The sequence below is a fragment of the Sulfuricurvum sp. genome, assembly GCF_031427015.1.
GTDB lineage: Bacteria > Campylobacterota > Campylobacteria > Campylobacterales > Sulfurimonadaceae > Sulfuricurvum.
On the sequence record NZ_JASJOW010000006.1, the window covers coordinates 129,399 to 146,773 of the forward strand.

Below are 17,375 nucleotides of genomic sequence, written 5' to 3' on the forward strand. Positions count from 1 at the left end.
TAAAATGGCAATTGAAAATAATCAAATCGTATCGATTGAATACGAAGTACGTGACGGCGGAAACGTTGTAGATAGCAATGTCGGTGGACATCCATTAACATTCATGTTCGGTAAAGGGCAAATTATCCCTGGTCTTGAAGCAGGGATTGCACACATGAATATGGGTGAAAAAGGTGATGTTCTTGTAAAAGCGGCGGATGCATATGGCGATTACAATGAAGCAGCACAGCAAGAGCTTCCTCGTGAGCAATTTGCAGGGATCGATTTGAATGTCGGAATGACATTATACGGTCAAGGCGAAGACGGCGGAACGGTTCAGGTATTGGTTAAAGAGATCAAAGATGATTTGGTTATTATTGATTTTAATCACCCCCTTGCAGGAAAAGATTTGATGTTTAGCGTAACTATCAGTAATGTGCGTGATGCATCGGCTGAAGAAGCGATGACCGGAATTCCGGCTGAAAACAAAGTAGATGATAGCGGATGTTGTGGAAGTGGCGGAAATCACGGTTGTGGATGTCACTAATTTTTTAACGGCATCAAACGCTTCAATAGAAGCGTTTAAAACAGCAAATTTACTCAAAGGTTTAGGGGTAAATGCCATTATCTTCGGAGAACGGGGTACGGGTAAACTTACCCTTGCCCGGTATATTCTTCCGCATGCACCGATTATTGATGCGAGTCATTTTGATGAGCTACTGGATGCAATAGAGTCACACGGTGATGTCATTATCCATCGTCTTGATAATGTAGCTAATCTTAAACGTCTTATTGAAACCATTCAAAAAACACGAACCCGTGTTATTGCAACGGGCGGTTTTCGATACTCTCAAGATCAGTTGGATGAGATTTTTACGATTCGTCTCGCCTTACCGCCGTTAAGCGAACGCAATGAAGATGTTGCTGTATTGATTGATGCTTTTGTCAAAGAAGCACGGCATACTCTTGGAAAATCTGAGCCATTTGATTTAAACGGATTTGTTCCTGATTTAAGTGAAAATGCTATTTCCCTTCGCCGTCAGGTATATCTTCATTATCTTTTTGACAGTATTAATGAGAATGATTTGATGGAAATTATGGAACATTATTTAGAGGGGAAACTCGGAAGTAATAATGACTATAGAGCTTTTTTGCATTTGTATGAAGTTCCCCTTATCCGTGCAGGAATTAAACGATTTAAATCTCAGTTACAGTTATCTGAGCGGCTTGGATTGAATCGCAACACGTTGCGGAAAAAAATTGCAGATCATTCCGAGTATCAATTAGAAATAAAGGAACATTAATGTCAAAAAAAATTGCAATGATTTTTCCGGGTCAAGGCTCTCAAAGCATCGGTATGGGCAAGTCATTTTATGAAAACAGTCCCCTTGCACGCGAAATGTTTGAGAAGGCGGGTGAACGTATCGGAGTTGATTTTACAAAACTTTTATTTGAACCTAATGAACAACTTGATCAAACCGAATACACTCAACCGGCTATTTTACTTATATCCATGATAGCCTATAAACTGTTTCAAGAAGCTCGTCCAACAGATGCCGTGATGTTTTTGGGACACTCATTAGGTGAATTCAGCGCACTATGTGCATCCGGTGCAATCGATTATGTTGATGCGGTCGATTTGGTACATAAACGGGGCAAATTAATGGGCGAGGCCTGTGAGAATATCAATGCCGGGATGATGGCGATTTTGGGTCTGGATGATGCAGTCGTTGAAGAACTTTGCGCTGCGGCAAATAGTGAGGGAAAACAAGTTTGGCCTGCAAACTATAATCAAACGGGTCAACTGGTTGTAGGCGGGATTAAAGAGGACCTTCAAGCTATGGAAAGCGTATTTAAAGAAGCGGGTGCAAAACGGGCATTATTACTCAACATGTCCATCGCGAGCCATTGTCCTCTTCTCTCAAGTGCAATGGAACCGTTGGGTGAAGCGATGGAAGCGATGGTAAGTGGGAGTTTTAACGCTCCGATTGTTTCGAACGTAACGACTGAGAAATACGCCTCAAAAGCAGATGCATTGAAACTTCTGAAAGTTCAGTTGATTCAACCGGTGAAATACAAACAATCCGTTGAAGGGATTAGCGGTGAGATTGATATGATGATCGAATTCGGTAACGGTGCGGTTCTTAAAGGGTTGAATAAACGAAATGCACCTGATGTCGAAACAGTAGGCATTAGCGATATGGAATCACTCGCCAAGGTTTGTGAAGCACTCTAATGAAAGTTGCTCTGATCCAATCCGCACCGAAACTAAACCGTTCAAATTTGAATGACGTTTTATCGCTTATCGAGGCGAATAAAGATGCGGATGTAATTGTTTTCCCGGAGTTGGCATTAAGCGGTTATTTACTCCAAGATAAACTCTATGAAGATGCATGGAAGATTGAAGAATTGAATGATTTGGCTCGTGCGAGCCTAGAGTGTGATATCGTTGTCGGTGCCGCATTGTGGGACAACGATAACGTCTATAACAGTGCCCTTTACTTTTCAAAAGGCTCATTACTCCATATCCATCATAAAAACTATCTCCCTACGTATGGGATGTTTGAAGAAGGGCGTTATTTTGTTGCCGGTGAAACGATAATTTCTTTTAGTACTCCATTTGGAAAAGCGATTATGGCGGTGTGTGAAGATCTATGGCATGCAGAGACAATCGCTGCTATTTCAGCCTCGGATGCAGAAGTTATTTATGTATTAGCCGCTTCTCCCGCACGTAACTTCAGCGATGAGGGGATAAGTATTGAGTCACAATGGGATGCACTGTTAAAATCAACGGCATTGCTTAGCCATAACTATGTTATTTTTGTAAATCGAGTAGGATTTGAAGACGGTTTAGGATTTTGGGGCGGGAGCCGTGTTATTACCCCTATGGGGACAATTGAATACAATTTACCTCTTTTTGAGAGAGGAGAAAAACTCTGTTCACTGGACGGAAGTCTCAAAAAACTGGGTCGATATTTAGTTAAACATACGTAAGGAAAAAAATGAAAATAGCTATCATGGGCGCAATGCGCGAAGAGATTGATCCAATTTTGGAAACGGTCGGTAATTATACGACCATTGAACATGCCGGAAATGTTTTTTACGAATGCACGTACGGAGGACATGAGCTTGTTATTGCCTATTCAAAAATAGGGAAAGTATTCTCCGCCATTACCGCATCGGTAATGATTGAACGTTTTCATGCAGAAAAACTTCTTTTTAGCGGAGTAGCAGGGGGGATCAGCAAAGATTTGAAAATCGGTGATCTTGTTATGGCGAGTGCCTTGTGTCAGCATGATGTTGATATTACGGCATTTGGACACCCTTTCGGTTTTATCCCTGAAGGTTCGGTTATGATTGAAGCGGATAAATCACTTTTAGCTATTGCATCGAAAGTAGCGGCAGATTTGAGTGTAAAAGTAAAAGAGGGGATTATCGCGACAGGTGATCAGTTTGTTGCATCAGCTGAGAGAAAAGCATGGATTGAGGCAACGTTTAAAGCCGATGCATTGGAGATGGAAGGGGCGAGTGTGGCATGTGTGTGTCATAACTTCAATGTTCCGTTTTTTGTTCTCCGTGCCATCAGCGATACGGCGGACGGCGATGCAGGGATGGATTTCGATACGTTTTTAAAGAGTTCGGCAAAAGTAAGTGCTAAATTTATTTTGACAATGGTAGAACATCTTGGGGATTAAGCTTAGTAAAAAGATTATGCGCCAAATCGGTCGAACCAATGCCGAATTTGGTCTTATCGAAGAGGGTGATAAAATTCTTGTCGGTTTGAGCGGCGGGAAAGATTCACTGACTATGGTACATGCGATGCGCGAACAGCAGCGACGTGCTCCGTTTAAATTTGAAATTATTGCAGTAACCGTGACCTACGGGATGGGTGAAGATTTCTCCGCACTTATAAATCATTGTGCGACGTATGATATTCCGCATAAAATTTATGAGACCAATACCTATGAGATTGCGGGAGAAAAGATTCGTCAAAACTCTTCGTTTTGCAGCTTTTTTTCCCGTATGCGACGTGGTGCTCTGTACAGTGCGGCAGTTGAATACGGATGCAATAAAGTGGCTCTCGGACATCATCTCGATGACACGGCAGAGAGCTTTTTTATGAATCTGATTTACAACGGTCATATGAGAGCTCTTGCACCAAAATATAAGGCGGGAAACGGGTTAATGGTTATCCGTCCGTTGATACAGCTGCGTGAACGTCAGCTTGCCGCATGTGCTTTAGAAAATGAGATGCCGACTATCGGGGATGAAGCGTGCCCTTCAATGCGGTTTGATGTAAAAATGCCTCATGCCCGTGCTTCGATGAAAACAATGCTTCATGAAATGGAAGAGAAATATCCGGATCTTTTCGTATCCATTAATTCCGCATTCGGGCATATCAGTGATGATACGTTCTTTGATCCGAAACGTTTTAACGTTTAAGTTCTCGATATTCAAGCCGCTTTTGTTTTAAAAAATCGATTAGGCGGTCTTGATAGATGAGAGAATCTTCATCATTCGTGCACGATTGCAAACGTGTAAGATGCTCAGGTTCGATTTTAAGTGCGTAACGGGGGACTTGACGAAGTTCTCGAATAACTTCAATAAGCAATGCTTCTTCTCCCCTCTGTTTTTTTATATGGATATTTTTTAGATACTCTTTTACCGTAATGACCAATGCATTGGCACGATCGGGTTCAGAATAGATTTCAGAAGCGATTTCATTTAAGGTATTTTGATAATTACTGAGCGGTTCGTGGGAACTGGCAATCAGAACAGCATAGGTTTTGGCACGAAATTCCAATGAAGAGTGATGATAGACAAAAATTTCTCGAAATGCGCTAAAAAAGTAGTTTTTAATGGATTTTAGCATCTCGATCTCCCTCTTTTTTCAGATTATACCGTAATAACTCAATAGCTTTATGGTCGGCACGACTTAGGGAAAGTGAAGCTATTTCAGAGAGAAGGAACCACTCAAAGGTTTCATCACTTAGATCTTCATCACTCTGATAGATTTCAGCTTCAAGCGTAAAATGGGAGTAGTGCTGTGTGATATGACCTAGATATTCGCCGTGTATGATTTTGGATTCGACTTCGGAAAATCCCCATAACCCATGTAAAAAACGGCTTGATCGTTGCTTCAGAGCGTACCGTTTTTCACGTTGATAGAGTATGATGGAACATTGGCGAATCGGTTTTATTTTCGGTATTTTCGGCTCGGGATAAGAGAGCGGATCAGATTTGCCTTGACACGTATGCTCCAGCGGACAAAGAGCACAGAGTGGCTTTTTAGCGAGGCATACAGTTGATCCTATATCCATCATTGCTTGATTGTATTCAAACGGATGGTGAGGATCAAATAGGATATAGGCATATTCCCACAATTTTTTTTCATTGCGTGCAGTGAGGGCGAAATAACGGTGCAAAATTCGTTTGACGTTAGCATCGAGTATTGGTAGAGCTTCTTTGTAGGCAAAGGCGGCAATGGCGTGGGCTGTGGAGCGTCCGACACCGCTAAGTTGCATGAGATCATGGGCGTTGTTCGGTAAATTTCCTCCGCATTGACGAGCGGCATGATGGAGATTGCGTGCACGTGTGTAGTAGCCTAATCCTTCCCATTTTTTTAGGACATCATCGAGGTCAGAAGAGGCTACATCGGCGAGTGTAGGAAACGCTTCCAGGAAGGGAAAATAGAACCGCTCTAGGACAGTTTTTACCTGTGTTTGTTGGAGCATTATTTCGCTAAGATAAATGTGATAGGGATTATCGGTTGTGCGCCACGGCAAGTCATGACGGCCGTGGGTCTCATACCAATGCAATAGTGATTGTTGAGGGCTTGATTTCATTTTAGAATTGTAGCTAAATCTTAAAACACGAATATATCTCAAAAGAAGAGGTTTGATTATTAAAGCAAAATAGGTGATAAATGAATGAGGTGCCATGCAAATCTCATTTTGATAGTTCGACATATTTAGCTATAATTAAGAATCATATATATTGGGCGAAAAGGTGCTGTATGGCTTCTAAAAAAGATTTGTCAGAAAGAGATATTTGCACCCAATTTATTACACCTGCTTTGAAGAAAGCGGGGTGGAATATTGAAACCCAAGTTCGAGAAGAAGTGGGTTTTACCGATGGTAGAATTTATGTCAAAGGAAATAAAACTGCTCGTGGAGCTAGAAAACGGGCTGATTATATCCTCTACTATAAGCCTAATATCCCTATTGCCATCATTGAAGCAAAAGATAACAATCACACTGTAAAGGCTGGAATACAGCAAGGGATTGAATACTCCATCATTTTAGATATTCCTACCGTATTTAGTAGTAATGGAGATGGATTTTACGAACACGATAAAACCCTATCGATGGGGCAGATTGAGCGTGAAATTTCATTGGATAATTTTCCATCACCCGAAGAGTTATGGAAACGATACCAAAAATACAAGGGTATCACTTCTCCCGAAGAAGAAAAAATCATTTCACAAGATTATTATTTTGATGGGGGAAATCGAAGTCCGAGATATTATCAACAAATAGCTATTAATCGAACGGTCGAAGCAATCGCCAAGGGTCAAAATAGACTTCTTTTAACAATGGCGACGGGGACGGGGAAAACTTATACCGCATTTCAGATTATTTATCGACTTTGGAAGAGTGGAACGAAAAAACGGATTCTCTTTCTTGCCGATAGAAATGCCCTCATCGATCAAACCAAACGGGGTGATTTTCGACATTTCAAAGAGGTTATGACGGTAGTTAAGCAAAAGAAAATTGATAAATCGTTTGAAATTTATTTGGCTTTGTATCAAGGATTGACCAATTACGATGAAGATAAAGATGCATACCGCGAATTTAGCTCTGATTTCTTTGATCTAATCGTTATCGATGAGTGTCATCGTGGAAGTGCCTCCGAAGACAGTGCGTGGAGAGAAATTTTAGAATATTTCAAAAGTGCAACACATATCGGTTTAACTGCTACTCCCAAAGAGACAAACGAGATTTCAAGCACTGAATATTTTGGTGATCCGATTTACACTTATTCACTCAAGCAGGGAATTGAAGATGGATTTCTCGCCCCTTACAAAGTTATTCGTGTCGGCTTGAATGTTGATTTGGAAGGGTGGAGACCTGAAAAAGGTAAAACTGATAAATTTGGTAATGAGATTGAAGACAGACTCTACAATAAAAAAGATTTTGAAAAAAATCTTGTTATCGATGAGCGAACTGAAACTGTCGCTAAAAAGATTACCGAATTTTTGAAAAAAACCAACCGTTTTGATAAAACAATCGTCTTTTGTATCGACATTAACCACGCGGAACGGATGAGAGCCGCACTTGCGAATGAAAATGCGGATTTAATGGCTCAAAATCCAAAATACATTATGCAGATTACTGGTGATAATCAAGAGGGTAAAATGGAGTTGGACAACTTCATCAATCCGCAAGAACGTTACCCCGTTATAGCCACAACCTCCAAACTCATGACGACAGGGGTTGATGCTCAAACATGTAAGTTAATCGTTCTTGATAGTAATATCGCTTCAATGACGGAGTTTAAACAAATCATCGGTCGTGGGACTCGTATCAATGAGGAATATGGGAAAACTTTTTTCACCATTATGGATTTTAGAAATGTAACGGATTTGTTTGCAGATTCTAATTTTGACGGTGATCCTGTCAGAATCAAAGAAATTTTAGAAGACGATGAGATTGAAACACCCGAAGACGAAGAGAATGGTGATGAGCCGATTACCGATGAAGAGACGGGCGAAGAGATAATTTTTGAAATACCGACGATTCGCGAGGGTGGAGAGATTGACGAGCCACCGCATGAGCCTCGTGAAAAAATCTTTGTTAATGGGGTCAACGTAGCAGTTCTTAACGAACGTATTCAATATATGGATACCGATGGGAAACTGATTACAGGAAGTCTCAAGGACTACACTAAACAGCAGGTGAAACAAGAGTTTACTTCGTTGGATGATTTTCTTAATCGATGGAGTTTGAGTGAGCGAAAGCAGGTTATCATTGACGAGTTGGAAGAAAAAGGGATTATTTTTGATAACTTTCGAGAAGAGATCGGTCGCGATATGGATATTTTTGATTTAATATGTCATGCCGCATTTGATAAACCGCCGCTCAGTCGAAGAGAACGGGCGGATAATGTCAAAAAACGAGACTATTTCACCAAATACGGGGAGAAAGCAAAATCCGTATTGGAAGCTCTTTTGGATAAATATGCCGATGAAGGTATCGAAAATATCGAGAGCATGAAAGTTCTGACGGTTCAACCGTTCGATCAAATTGGATCACCTGTGGAGATTGTCTCCCTATTCGGTGGAAAACAAAAATATTTACAAGTTATAGCAGAACTAGAAAACGAATTATATAAGGTAGCATAAGTTGGGTCATAACATCAGTGGAATTATTAAATCAATTAGATCATTAATGCGTGGGGATAAGGGTGTCAACGGTGACGCTCAACGAATCGAACAACTCGGATGGATGATTTTTCTTAAAATATTTGATGACAAAGACATCGAAATGGAACTCCTCGATGATACCTACGTTTCGCCGATCCCTAGTCAATTGCAATGGCGAAATTGGGCTTCTGATGATGAGGGATTAACAGGGGATGCTCTTTTAGTATTTATCAATACGGAGCTATTTCCTACTTTGCAAAAATTGGCATTAGGAACGACCAATAAACGGGCAATTTTAGTCCGTGAAGTGTTCGAGGGAAATAATAACTATATGAAGTCGGGGACGATTATCCGACAGGTTATTAACAAGCTCAATGAAGTCAATTTCAACAGCTCAGAAGACCGTCATATGTTTGGAGATATTTATGAAACGATTCTCAAAGAGCTACAAAGTGCAGGGGATAGCGGAGAGTTTTATACCCCTCGTGCGATTACCAGTTTTATCACCGATATGGTTGATCCGAAACTCGGTGAAATTGTTTTTGACCCTGCTTGCGGAACGGGAGGATTTCTCACCTCTGCGATTGAACATATTCGACAAAAAGAGGTCAAAAATATCGATGATCGTCTGACGCTTCAAAAGTCTATAAAAGGGGTGGAGCTTAAACCGCTTCCTCATATGTTGGCACTTACAAATCTAGTATTACATGACATCGAAGTGCCGAATATCGAATATGATGATGCCCTCTCAAAAGAGTTAAGTTCTATCACCCAAAAAGACAGAGTGGATGTTATCCTCGCCAATCCTCCGTTTGGTGGAAATGTGACGGACGGGATGGAGATGAACTTTCCGATGACATATCGCACGAAAGAATCGGCAGATTTGTTTTTAATACTTATTATTCAATTTCTAAAAGATGGAGGAAGAGCGGGTATTGTTCTTCCTGACGGTTCTTTAACAGGGGATGGGGTAAAAGCTCGTATTCGTCAAAAGTTACTCGAAGATTGTAATCTTCACACTGTAGTTAGACTTCCGAACTCGGTTTTTCAACCCTACGCCAGTGTTGCTACGAACCTTCTCTTTTTTACCAAAGGAGAACCGACCAAAGAGGTTTGGTATTATGAACATCAGCTTCCAGAAGGACAAAAATCTTACTCCAAAACAAAATTGATAGAAATTAAAGAGTTTGATCCGATTAAAGAGTGGTGGAATAACCGTGTAGAACATGAACAAGCATGGAAAGTCGATATCGAGATCATAAAAAATAGTGGATATAACCTCGATATGAAAAATCCTCATCAAAAAGAAGAAGAGCATATTTATACTGCTTCTGAACTTATGGGGATGATCCATCAATCATTTTCTAAAAGTAATGATCTGCTAATTAAATTGAATGCTGAGTTGATGAATGCTTAAAAAATTAGGTGATGTTCTACAATTAGATAAGCGTAATAAAATTGATATTAAGGACGATGGCGAATATTGTATTGCTGGTGTTCAAAGTTATGGTAAAGGTGTCGTAATTAGAAGAAGTGTTGTAGGCAAAGAACTTACAATGAAGCAATATCAGGTAATAAAAAAAGATCAGCTTATGTGGTGCAAAGTTGACACTAAAAATGGTGCGTTTGGCTTAACAAAAGAAGAACATATCGGTTCTTTGGCTTCTACTAACATGGCTTTGGCTAATATTGATACATCAAAAATACTTCCAAATTTTTTAGAAACGTTATTTCAAGTCTCTTCTTTTCATGAGCATATTACTAAGTATTCATCAGGAAGCACAAATCGTAAATATTTGACGCCGCAGCAACTTTTTGAGTTGATTGAAATACCTGATTTTTCTCTTGAAGAGCAAAAAAAGTTTATCCAACGAGTTGAATCTATTAGGAAATCTGGTTTAGCAGAAGAAATTGAAATTCAACTAAATTTAGTATCAAAATTGCGTCAAGCTATCCTTCAAGAAGCTATCGAAGGTAAATTGACAGCGCAATGGCGAAAAGAAATTCCTGATGTCGAACCAGTATCTAAATTACTCGAAAAAATTAGAGCAGAAAAAGAACGACTAATTAAAAAAGAAAAGCCGCTTCCAAAAGTCAATGAAGATGAAATTCCGTTTGATGTGCCTGATAATTGGGAATGGATTCGATTAGGTGATATTGGTGAAACAAACATAGGCCTTACTTATAGCCCTTTAGATATTTCTGATGATGGATTACCTGTTTTGAGATCAAATAACATAAAGAATGGTCAAATAAATTATCATGATTTAGTTTATGTCAAAACAAAAGTCAATGAAAAAAAGATGCTAAATAAAGGAGATATCTTAATTTGTGCAAGGAATGGTAGTAAGCATTTAGTAGGAAAGTCTGCATTAATAATGGAAGATGGAATGTCGTTTGGGGCTTTTATGACTACTTTTAGAAGCCCTTTTTATAATTATGTGTATTTGTTCTTACAATCCAATATATTTAGGAACCAATTTGATGATGAAAAAAGCACTGGTATTAATCAGCTAACTCAAGAAGTCCTACGAAATATAATATTACCTTTTCCCTCAGAAAATGAGCAAAGCAACATAGTTCAAAGAGTTAATTCTTTATTTGATATTTGTGATGAACTTGAACAGCAGATTAAAGATTCAAAAGCTAATACTGAAATGTTAATGCAGGCAGTTCTTAAAGAGGCGTTTGAAGAAAAATCGGAACCGCAGGCACCTAAAACTTTCCAACGTAGTGTCCTTGCCGCCTATTTGATCGATAACAGTCAAGATGACCTTTTCTTCGGACATGTGAAGCTCCAAAAAATGCTGTTTATGTGTGAAGCGGTCAATAATCTGGATTTTGATACAGACTATAAACGTCACGCTATGGGTCCGTATGATCCAAAACTGATTCGATCTGTGGACTCTCAACTAAAAAAAGCCAAATGGTTTGAAGTCAAAAAACTAGAGGGTGAAATAAGCAGATATGTTTACCATCCGCTTGAAAAAGTAGAAGAGTACAAAAAATATGTGGGGCGGTATTGGGATCATAAAAAAATAGAACATATTTTTCAACTGATGAAACCGATGAGGACATTACAGGCGGAAATCGTAGCAACACTTTTCAGTGCTAACTCGGATTTGAAAAAGACTAACATATCTATTACCGATGCAATACTTATTAATGAAGCACGGAATAACTGGCATGATAATAAGAAAAATATAGCTGTTGAGACATGGGAAAAAGCGATTGAATGGATGAAAAGTAAAAATCTGTTGTAAAAGGAAATATGGAGTATGCCCAAACAACTTATCTGTGATTTAATGAAAGTTGCATTGTCAGATAGCAACTCTCAAGATTACATCACGTTTCCTTTGCATGAAAAGTGTATAAAACGGGTACATAGTATTTTAAATCTAAATTTGACGGGTTATAAATGCTATATTCATTGTAATGATATTCGCCATGTCTATAATAGACATCCGCTAGACCATCATTATTTGTGCTATATTCCAGATATACTAAAAAATTTCAATAGTATAGAAAAAGAAAACACAATAGATCGAAGAACAGGAAAATCACAACTCGTTTATAAGTTTTACAAAAAGTATAATGGCAATATAGTGAAGTTGGTTAAAGTAAGAGTTCATCAAGATAAAACAATCAATTTGAAAACATTATTTACGATAGGAGAAGAGGGGCAGTAGACCAGAAACTACTGCATTCTACGGGTGTGGACTGATGAGTTAACCCCAGCCTGACGTTCGAAACGGACTCCGATGGTTTTTAAGGATAAAAAATGGACATACCAATAGAATATGCCACTTAAAATCTACCCAAGTAAACTTTAAGCGGAACATCTTGTCACTATCTTAACACACTTTAATTAATCCAATATAAATCGGCTTTATTTGTCGGTTTTTTATATTGAGCATATCTCAGAATGCAATTGGACTGAAATTATACTTAAAATTTTTTAAGGATAGCTTGCAATTTAAACCCTTGATTTTTAATGTGCCAGTATTGCAAATGGTATAATCGCATCTATGAAAACCGTGAATCAAATTTTTACTGATACAATCGAAATTAAAGGGTCTAAATTTCTTGCGTATTTAATGCCCATCGTGATGTATGAGGAACAGTTGGTGCATCTTCGATCCGAACACCCTAAAGCCGTCCATTGGGTGAGTGCTTATCGTTATCTCAATGAGTTTGATCAGATCGTTGAATATAGCGGTGATGACGGCGAGCCCAAAGGGACCTCAGGAAAACCGACTCTCGCCGTATTACAAGGGCATGAACTCATTAATACCGCGATTATCACGGTACGCTATTTCGGAGGTACGAAGCTTGGACCCGGAGGACTGGTTCGTGCCTATGCGGAAGCGGCAAATGCGGCATATTCGCAAGCCGTTTTCTACCCGTATGAAAAATTGATGATAAAGAGCATTGAATGTCATTACTCCAATGTTTCTATGATCGAATATGAAATGTCTCAAAAAGCGATTCGCTGTATTGAAAAAACATTCGGTGAGAAGGGAGCTGTTTTCAAGATTGAGGGGAGTGTTGAAAATCTGGAACAGTTTTACAACGTATTAGGTCGGAGTATTTTTTAATTTAAGTATTTAATCTTATTTTGTGCTATTTGGATGTAAATTTTCCAAATACGGAGGTGTACCATGACCGTCAGTTCCTATCTTTTTCAAAGTCCTTATTCTCAACCTTTTCAAGTGGGTCAGCCTGATCCGGCAATGAAACAAGAAGAGTCCCAACAGAACCAAAAAGAAGAGGCTAAAGTAGAAACGGAAGCCCAGAATCCGGTAGAGAAGAATAATTCGTTTGATCAACTTCAGACAGAGATTAAATCTTCAACGCTTTATGCGAATAGCGAAGGGTTTGGAATGAGTTCCGAACAGTTGAGTGAACTCTCTTCCGCATCTAAAAATGTGAAGCGGAGTGATTTGGTTCGTGTTTATTCAAATAGCGGAGAATAGAAGAAGGGAAGTATTAATATCATTAATATTATATTGATATAAAATACAAAGAACTCCGTTAAACTGTTTAAAAAGGAGTTTATTATGAAGTTTTCACCTCTCATTTTAGTTTTATCCCTCTCTCTTTCACCATTAATGGGAATGGGGGATGAGCACCACGACCATTCTTCCTCAGCAAATATAAGTTCTAAAACAATTCATGCCAGCGGAACCGTAAAATCCATTGCTGCCAATCACGAGAGTTTACGGATTTTCCACGATCCGATTGCTGAGCTTAAATGGCCCTCTATGAACATGCAATTTGAGGTAATCGATCACGATTTGACACATCCGTTGGAAGTGGGAGATCGAGTCAATTTTGAGTTTATTCAAAAAGATGGAAAAAATATCATCGTAAAGATGGCTAAATGAGCCGCATTCTTATTGCATTACTTTTAGTGATCGGCGTAAGTGCTAAAGAGGTAAAAAATTCTCCTGCATCACCTGATGCTTCGGAAGGGAAAAGTGTTTACGTTTCACCTCCTCCTCCTGTAGAGGTCGCTGATGAAGGGTGTGTCCAAAAAGAGGATCAAAATACGACAGGGCATGGAAGTGCAAAATGGTTCTAAATCACCTGAGCGTATCATTCGTAGTACTTTTATCCCTTTGGGGATGTTCTACTGTTTCTCAACAGGAAGCATTTGATTCGGTAAATCAAATGACGTCAGAGCGAGGAGTGAAAAATCTTCAATGGATTAAAACACAGCAAGAGTCTGTGAGTGTAGATGAGAGTGTCGCATTACTCCTTTCGAAGCCTGTGACACAAGAGAATGCAGTTCGTATTATGCTGATTAATAACCGTTCCTTACAACAAACCTACGAAGAGATCGGCATTGCACAAAGTGAATTGGTCGAAGCGGGATTGATGCAAAATCCCCTCTTAGGTTACAGTATCGGCCGCAGTAATGGGGTGACTACTTCTACGCTAAGCGTAGAAATGGCATTTTTGGATCTTCTTTGGATTCCTTTGCGTCGCGAATTGAGCGGGCTGGCATTTGAAGAGACAAAAGCACTTGTGGCTAACACTGTTTTACGTACGGTACGGGATGTAAAAAAGAGCTATGTTGAGGCGCGTTTGGCTGAAGAAAAACTTGTATTGTATCGGTCAATTTTGAAGTCGCATGAAGCTGCTCTCCAACTTGCGGCTCGTCAATACACCGCAGGTAATCTCTCTAAGCGAGATATGCTAAAAATTCAAGAGAGTTATGAGCACTCTCGCATAGAATTTATTAAACTCTCTCGTGAGAACGGATCGGCACGGGAAACATTGAATAAAATGCTTGGGCTTTACGGAGTACAAACCCATTATTCATTGAGTACTGAACCTTTGCGACGCGTTGAGTCTACAATCTCGGAATCAGGATTGGAAAAACGTGCGATTATGAATCGGCTTGATATGCAAGGTGCGATGAAAGCGGTCGATTATGCAGCGCTACAAGCGGGGTATACCTCAAATACACGGCTTTTAAACGAGTTAGAACTTTCACTCGAGAGTGAAAAAACAACCGATGAAAAACGGTTCAATACTTTTGGGATAAAACTCCCTATTCCGATTTTTGATTTCGGGCAAGCTCGGGTGAGTAAGGCTCAAGCGATTTACAATCAAAACGTTCATCGTCTAATGGAAACAGCTACCAATATTCGATCTGAGGTGCGTGAAGGATATGCGAAATTTCATTACGCCTACGATATTTCCCGTAGCTATGACGAGACAATCGTGACACTAAATCAACAAATTTTAGAAGAGACGCAGCTTTTTTATAATGGAATGTTGGACGGGATTTATGAATTGCTTGAAGATCAGCGACGAGCCGGTGAGTCAAAAATGGAAGCACTTGATGCGTTGGGAGAGTACCAAAAAGCACAAGCAGATTTAGAATACACGATAGGGGGGAAACTCTGATGGGACACGATAGACGCAATTTTTTGGGTTTGGGTGCGGCATTAATCGCATCCGCGGCACTGAGTCCTCATCTCAAAGCATCCGAACATGACCATGCGGCACCCGGGAGTCAAAAACGTCAACTTACCCTTGTCAAAAATCCGAAACGGGTACTTTCTCCTGCCACGCTTATTACTCCGAAAGAGGGGAAAAATTATAATCCCGTCGTAACGCTCAATGGGTGGAGTCTCCCGTATGAAATGAAAGAGGGGGTCAAAGAGTTTCATCTCATTGCTGAACCGGTTGTTCGTGAGTTTGCCCCCGGTATGGTCGTAAATTGTTGGGGATATAACGGTACTTCTCCGGGACCGACGATTGAAGCGGTCGAGGGAGATCGGATACGGCTGATCGTCACAAATAAGCTCCCTGAACATACGACGATTCATTGGCACGGATTAATCCTCCCTAACGGAATGGATGGGGTAGGGGGATTGACCCAGCCGCAGATAGCACCCGGTGAAACCTATGTCTATGAATTTACCCTTCGTCAAAGTGGAACCTTTATGTATCATCCTCATGCGGATGAGATGGTACAGATGGCGATGGGGGCGATGGGGATGTTTATCGTTCATCCCAAAAATCTCAAAGAGCATAAAGTGGATCGGGATTTTTGTTTTCTGTTAGCGAGCTATGATGTGGCGCCGGGAACCTATACCCCCAATCCTTCAACAATGACTGAGTTTAATATTTGGAGTTTTAACTCCCGAGTATTTCCCGGGATTGATTCGATGAACATTCGAGTAGGAGATCGTGTACGTATCCGTGTCGGGAATTTGACGATGACGAACCATCCGATTCACATGCACGGACATACGTTTGAGGTGACATGTACCGATGGGGGATGGGTTCCAAAAGGGGCACGTTGGCCTGAAGTTACTATCGACGTCGGGGTGGGACAAGTGAGGGCGTTTGAATTTGTTGCTACCGAAGAGGGGGATTGGTCTCTGCATTGCCATAAGTCACATCATACGATGGGTCCGATGGGGCACAGTGTTCCCAATATGCTTGGAGTCAAGCAAGATGACCTCACCGAAAAAATCAGCGATCTAATGCCCGATTATATGTATATGCCGATGGGAAAAAACGGGATGGCAGAGATGCAGGATATGGTGGAGATGGGGATGAAGCTTCCTGAAAATACCTTGCCGATGATGAGTGGGCGAGGGCCGTTCGGCCCGATTGAAATGGGAGGGATGTTTACCGTTGTAAAAGTGCGTAAAAACCAGCCTAAAGGCGATTACAGTGATCCGGGCTGGTATGTGCATCCCAAAGGGAGTATTGCACATAAAATTTAGCGGAGCGTTATTTGACCCGTTTCCATAACAGAATGAAAAGAAAGATTCCAAGATAGGATGCTGCCATATCTTTTTGAGCATCCCATGAGTCTCCTTGCATCCCTAGAAAGGCAGTTCCAAGCTCAGGATGGGTGACTTCAGTCGCCCCCCACTCCAACACTTCGTATACTCCTGAAAGCGCGATAAGAAAAAGAACAGTGAGTAGCCATGCATTGGATTTTAGTTTTTGAAAAGAGGAAAACAATTCATAAAACGGTAAAAAAAGTAAAAAAGCAAACATAAAATGGACAAGGCGATCATAATGATTCCGTTCAAATCCAAAAAATTCGGTTACAGGGGTAAAAAAAGGCATTTCGCTGTAGGTATAGTGTGCCCCAATGGCATGTAAAATAAAAAATAGAAAAAGCATCCACGTACTGGCCTCAGAAAAACCATATTTTCTTTCACTCCAAAGAATTATCGGAAGTGCGATAAAGACCAAAAGATTTTCCAATAGCCAATCGCTGCGGTACCGTGGATCAATCGCCAAGAGTAACCAAATGATAAGGTAGATAATAAAAAGTATTGATTTAAGTTTCATGGGAACATAATAACATAGATAAAGGGTAAGTTTTGGAGATAAATTAAGAGAGAGGTAAAGGTGGCGCAGCGGACGGGACTCGAACCCGCGACCTCCTGCGTGACAGGCAGGCATTCTAACCAACTGAACTACCGCTGCA

The 17,375-nt window shown here is 40.3% G+C and carries 19 protein-coding genes and 1 tRNA gene; 16 read left to right on the forward strand and 4 right to left on the reverse strand.

The annotated features are described in order from the left end of the window. Positions 1 to 4: 4 nt before the first annotated feature. The 6 genes from RMO68_RS11025 to RMO68_RS11050 are packed head-to-tail and all read left to right on the forward strand — an operon-like array spanning position 5 to position 4,422. Complete coding sequence (locus RMO68_RS11025) at positions 5 to 526, forward strand: peptidylprolyl isomerase (protein WP_310440809.1); 522 nt, start codon at positions 5 to 7, stop codon at positions 524 to 526. Continuing rightward, positions 474 to 1,283: a Fis family transcriptional regulator gene (locus RMO68_RS11030; RefSeq protein WP_310440810.1), complete on the forward strand. Its 810-nt coding sequence runs from the start codon at positions 474 to 476 to the stop codon at positions 1,281 to 1,283. Before RMO68_RS11025 ends, RMO68_RS11030 begins: the two co-directional genes overlap by 53 nt. Beyond that, on the forward strand, positions 1,283 to 2,215 hold the full coding sequence (gene fabD / locus RMO68_RS11035) for an ACP S-malonyltransferase (RefSeq protein WP_310440811.1): 933 nt from the start codon (positions 1,283 to 1,285) through the stop codon (positions 2,213 to 2,215). Before RMO68_RS11030 ends, fabD begins: the two co-directional genes overlap by 1 nt. Further along, complete coding sequence (locus RMO68_RS11040) at positions 2,215 to 2,973, forward strand: nitrilase-related carbon-nitrogen hydrolase (protein WP_310440812.1); 759 nt, start codon at positions 2,215 to 2,217, stop codon at positions 2,971 to 2,973. The genes fabD and RMO68_RS11040 overlap by 1 nt, the downstream gene beginning before the upstream one ends. Before the next feature lie 8 nt (positions 2,974 to 2,981). Next, on the forward strand, positions 2,982 to 3,674 hold the full coding sequence (locus RMO68_RS11045) for a 5'-methylthioadenosine/adenosylhomocysteine nucleosidase (protein ID WP_310440813.1): 693 nt from the start codon (positions 2,982 to 2,984) through the stop codon (positions 3,672 to 3,674). A gap of 16 nt (positions 3,675 to 3,690) precedes the next feature. Continuing rightward, positions 3,691 to 4,422, forward strand: a complete 732-nt coding sequence (locus RMO68_RS11050) for an ATP-binding protein (protein ID WP_310440814.1) — start codon at positions 3,691 to 3,693, stop codon at positions 4,420 to 4,422. Here RMO68_RS11050 and RMO68_RS11055 read toward each other — a convergent pair. Then, complete coding sequence (locus RMO68_RS11055; RefSeq protein ID WP_310440815.1) at positions 4,412 to 4,852, reverse strand: hypothetical protein; 441 nt, start codon at positions 4,850 to 4,852, stop codon at positions 4,412 to 4,414. The two genes, RMO68_RS11050 and RMO68_RS11055, sit on opposite strands and share 11 nt — an antisense overlap. Then, the gene (mutY, locus tag RMO68_RS11060; protein WP_310440816.1) at positions 4,836 to 5,825 is read right to left on the reverse strand and encodes an A/G-specific adenine glycosylase; all 990 of its coding nucleotides are present in this window, start codon (positions 5,823 to 5,825) and stop codon (positions 4,836 to 4,838) included. Before mutY ends, RMO68_RS11055 begins: the two co-directional genes overlap by 17 nt. Before the next feature lie 170 nt (positions 5,826 to 5,995). Here mutY and hsdR point away from each other — a divergent pair, with 170 nt between their 5' ends. From hsdR to RMO68_RS11110, 10 genes are all read left to right on the forward strand, one after another. After that, entirely contained in the window at positions 5,996 to 8,383 is a 2,388-nt protein-coding gene (hsdR, locus tag RMO68_RS11065) for an EcoAI/FtnUII family type I restriction enzme subunit R (RefSeq protein ID WP_310440817.1), read from the forward strand. Position 8,384: 1 nt separating this feature from the next. Beyond that, positions 8,385 to 9,821 (forward strand): N-6 DNA methylase, encoded by a 1,437-nt coding sequence (locus RMO68_RS11070; RefSeq protein WP_310440818.1) that lies wholly within the window; start codon positions 8,385 to 8,387, stop codon positions 9,819 to 9,821. Beyond that, positions 9,814 to 11,667: a restriction endonuclease subunit S gene (locus RMO68_RS11075; protein ID WP_310440819.1), complete on the forward strand. Its 1,854-nt coding sequence runs from the start codon at positions 9,814 to 9,816 to the stop codon at positions 11,665 to 11,667. Before RMO68_RS11070 ends, RMO68_RS11075 begins: the two co-directional genes overlap by 8 nt. Positions 11,668 to 11,682: 15 nt before the next feature. Beyond that, positions 11,683 to 12,093 carry a hypothetical protein gene (locus RMO68_RS11080; RefSeq protein WP_310440820.1) on the forward strand — a complete coding sequence of 137 codons (411 nt, stop codon included), beginning with the start codon at positions 11,683 to 11,685 and terminating at the stop codon, positions 12,091 to 12,093. Positions 12,094 to 12,432: 339 nt separating this feature from the next. Next, positions 12,433 to 13,002 (forward strand): YigZ family protein, encoded by a 570-nt coding sequence (locus tag RMO68_RS11085; protein ID WP_310440821.1) that lies wholly within the window; start codon positions 12,433 to 12,435, stop codon positions 13,000 to 13,002. Positions 13,003 to 13,065: 63 nt separating this feature from the next. Next, positions 13,066 to 13,380, forward strand: coding sequence for a hypothetical protein (locus RMO68_RS11090; protein ID WP_310440822.1), 315 nt, complete (start codon positions 13,066 to 13,068; stop codon positions 13,378 to 13,380). 84 nt (positions 13,381 to 13,464) lie between these two features. Then, positions 13,465 to 13,791, forward strand: coding sequence for a copper-binding protein (locus RMO68_RS11095; protein ID WP_310440823.1), 327 nt, complete (start codon positions 13,465 to 13,467; stop codon positions 13,789 to 13,791). Then, on the forward strand, positions 13,788 to 13,988 hold the full coding sequence (locus RMO68_RS11100; RefSeq protein ID WP_310440824.1) for a hypothetical protein: 201 nt from the start codon (positions 13,788 to 13,790) through the stop codon (positions 13,986 to 13,988). The genes RMO68_RS11095 and RMO68_RS11100 overlap by 4 nt, the downstream gene beginning before the upstream one ends. Then, complete coding sequence (locus RMO68_RS11105) at positions 13,979 to 15,322, forward strand: TolC family protein (RefSeq protein WP_310440825.1); 1,344 nt, start codon at positions 13,979 to 13,981, stop codon at positions 15,320 to 15,322. The genes RMO68_RS11100 and RMO68_RS11105 overlap by 10 nt, the downstream gene beginning before the upstream one ends. After that, on the forward strand, positions 15,322 to 16,656 hold the full coding sequence (locus RMO68_RS11110; protein ID WP_310440826.1) for a copper oxidase: 1,335 nt from the start codon (positions 15,322 to 15,324) through the stop codon (positions 16,654 to 16,656). The genes RMO68_RS11105 and RMO68_RS11110 overlap by 1 nt, the downstream gene beginning before the upstream one ends. A 7-nt stretch (positions 16,657 to 16,663) precedes the next feature. Here RMO68_RS11110 and RMO68_RS11180 read toward each other — a convergent pair whose 3' ends face one another. Further along, on the reverse strand, positions 16,664 to 17,236 hold the full coding sequence (locus tag RMO68_RS11180) for a DUF2238 domain-containing protein (protein WP_409574829.1): 573 nt from the start codon (positions 17,234 to 17,236) through the stop codon (positions 16,664 to 16,666). 61 nt (positions 17,237 to 17,297) lie between these two features. Continuing rightward, positions 17,298 to 17,374, reverse strand: a tRNA-Asp gene (locus RMO68_RS11115). Between the last annotated feature and the right edge of the window lies 1 nt (position 17,375).

Bases quoted from the DNA above. Each gene is read 5' to 3' on its own strand.
- mutY (WP_310440816.1), bottom strand. From the start codon at position 5,825: ATGAAATCAAGCCCTCAACAATCACTATTGCATTGGTATGAGACCCAC.
- RMO68_RS11100 (WP_310440824.1), top strand. From the start codon at position 13,788: ATGAGCCGCATTCTTATTGCATTACTTTTAGTGATCGGCGTAAGTGCT.
- RMO68_RS11075 (WP_310440819.1), top strand. From the start codon at position 9,814: ATGCTTAAAAAATTAGGTGATGTTCTACAATTAGATAAGCGTAATAAA.
- RMO68_RS11110 (WP_310440826.1), top strand. From the start codon at position 15,322: ATGGGACACGATAGACGCAATTTTTTGGGTTTGGGTGCGGCATTAATC.
- RMO68_RS11095 (WP_310440823.1), top strand. From the start codon at position 13,465: ATGAAGTTTTCACCTCTCATTTTAGTTTTATCCCTCTCTCTTTCACCA.
- RMO68_RS11030 (WP_310440810.1), top strand. From the start codon at position 474: ATGATAGCGGATGTTGTGGAAGTGGCGGAAATCACGGTTGTGGATGTC.
- RMO68_RS11025 (WP_310440809.1), top strand. From the start codon at position 5: ATGGCAATTGAAAATAATCAAATCGTATCGATTGAATACGAAGTACGT.
- RMO68_RS11045 (WP_310440813.1), top strand. From the start codon at position 2,982: ATGAAAATAGCTATCATGGGCGCAATGCGCGAAGAGATTGATCCAATT.
- RMO68_RS11085 (WP_310440821.1), top strand. From the start codon at position 12,433: ATGAAAACCGTGAATCAAATTTTTACTGATACAATCGAAATTAAAGGG.
- RMO68_RS11090 (WP_310440822.1), top strand. From the start codon at position 13,066: ATGACCGTCAGTTCCTATCTTTTTCAAAGTCCTTATTCTCAACCTTTT.
- fabD (WP_310440811.1), top strand. From the start codon at position 1,283: ATGTCAAAAAAAATTGCAATGATTTTTCCGGGTCAAGGCTCTCAAAGC.
- RMO68_RS11080 (WP_310440820.1), top strand. From the start codon at position 11,683: ATGCCCAAACAACTTATCTGTGATTTAATGAAAGTTGCATTGTCAGAT.
- RMO68_RS11040 (WP_310440812.1), top strand. From the start codon at position 2,215: ATGAAAGTTGCTCTGATCCAATCCGCACCGAAACTAAACCGTTCAAAT.
- RMO68_RS11180 (WP_409574829.1), bottom strand. From the start codon at position 17,236: ATGAAACTTAAATCAATACTTTTTATTATCTACCTTATCATTTGGTTA.
- RMO68_RS11105 (WP_310440825.1), top strand. From the start codon at position 13,979: ATGGTTCTAAATCACCTGAGCGTATCATTCGTAGTACTTTTATCCCTT.
- hsdR (WP_310440817.1), top strand. From the start codon at position 5,996: ATGGCTTCTAAAAAAGATTTGTCAGAAAGAGATATTTGCACCCAATTT.
- RMO68_RS11055 (WP_310440815.1), bottom strand. From the start codon at position 4,852: ATGCTAAAATCCATTAAAAACTACTTTTTTAGCGCATTTCGAGAAATT.
- RMO68_RS11050 (WP_310440814.1), top strand. From the start codon at position 3,691: ATGCGCCAAATCGGTCGAACCAATGCCGAATTTGGTCTTATCGAAGAG.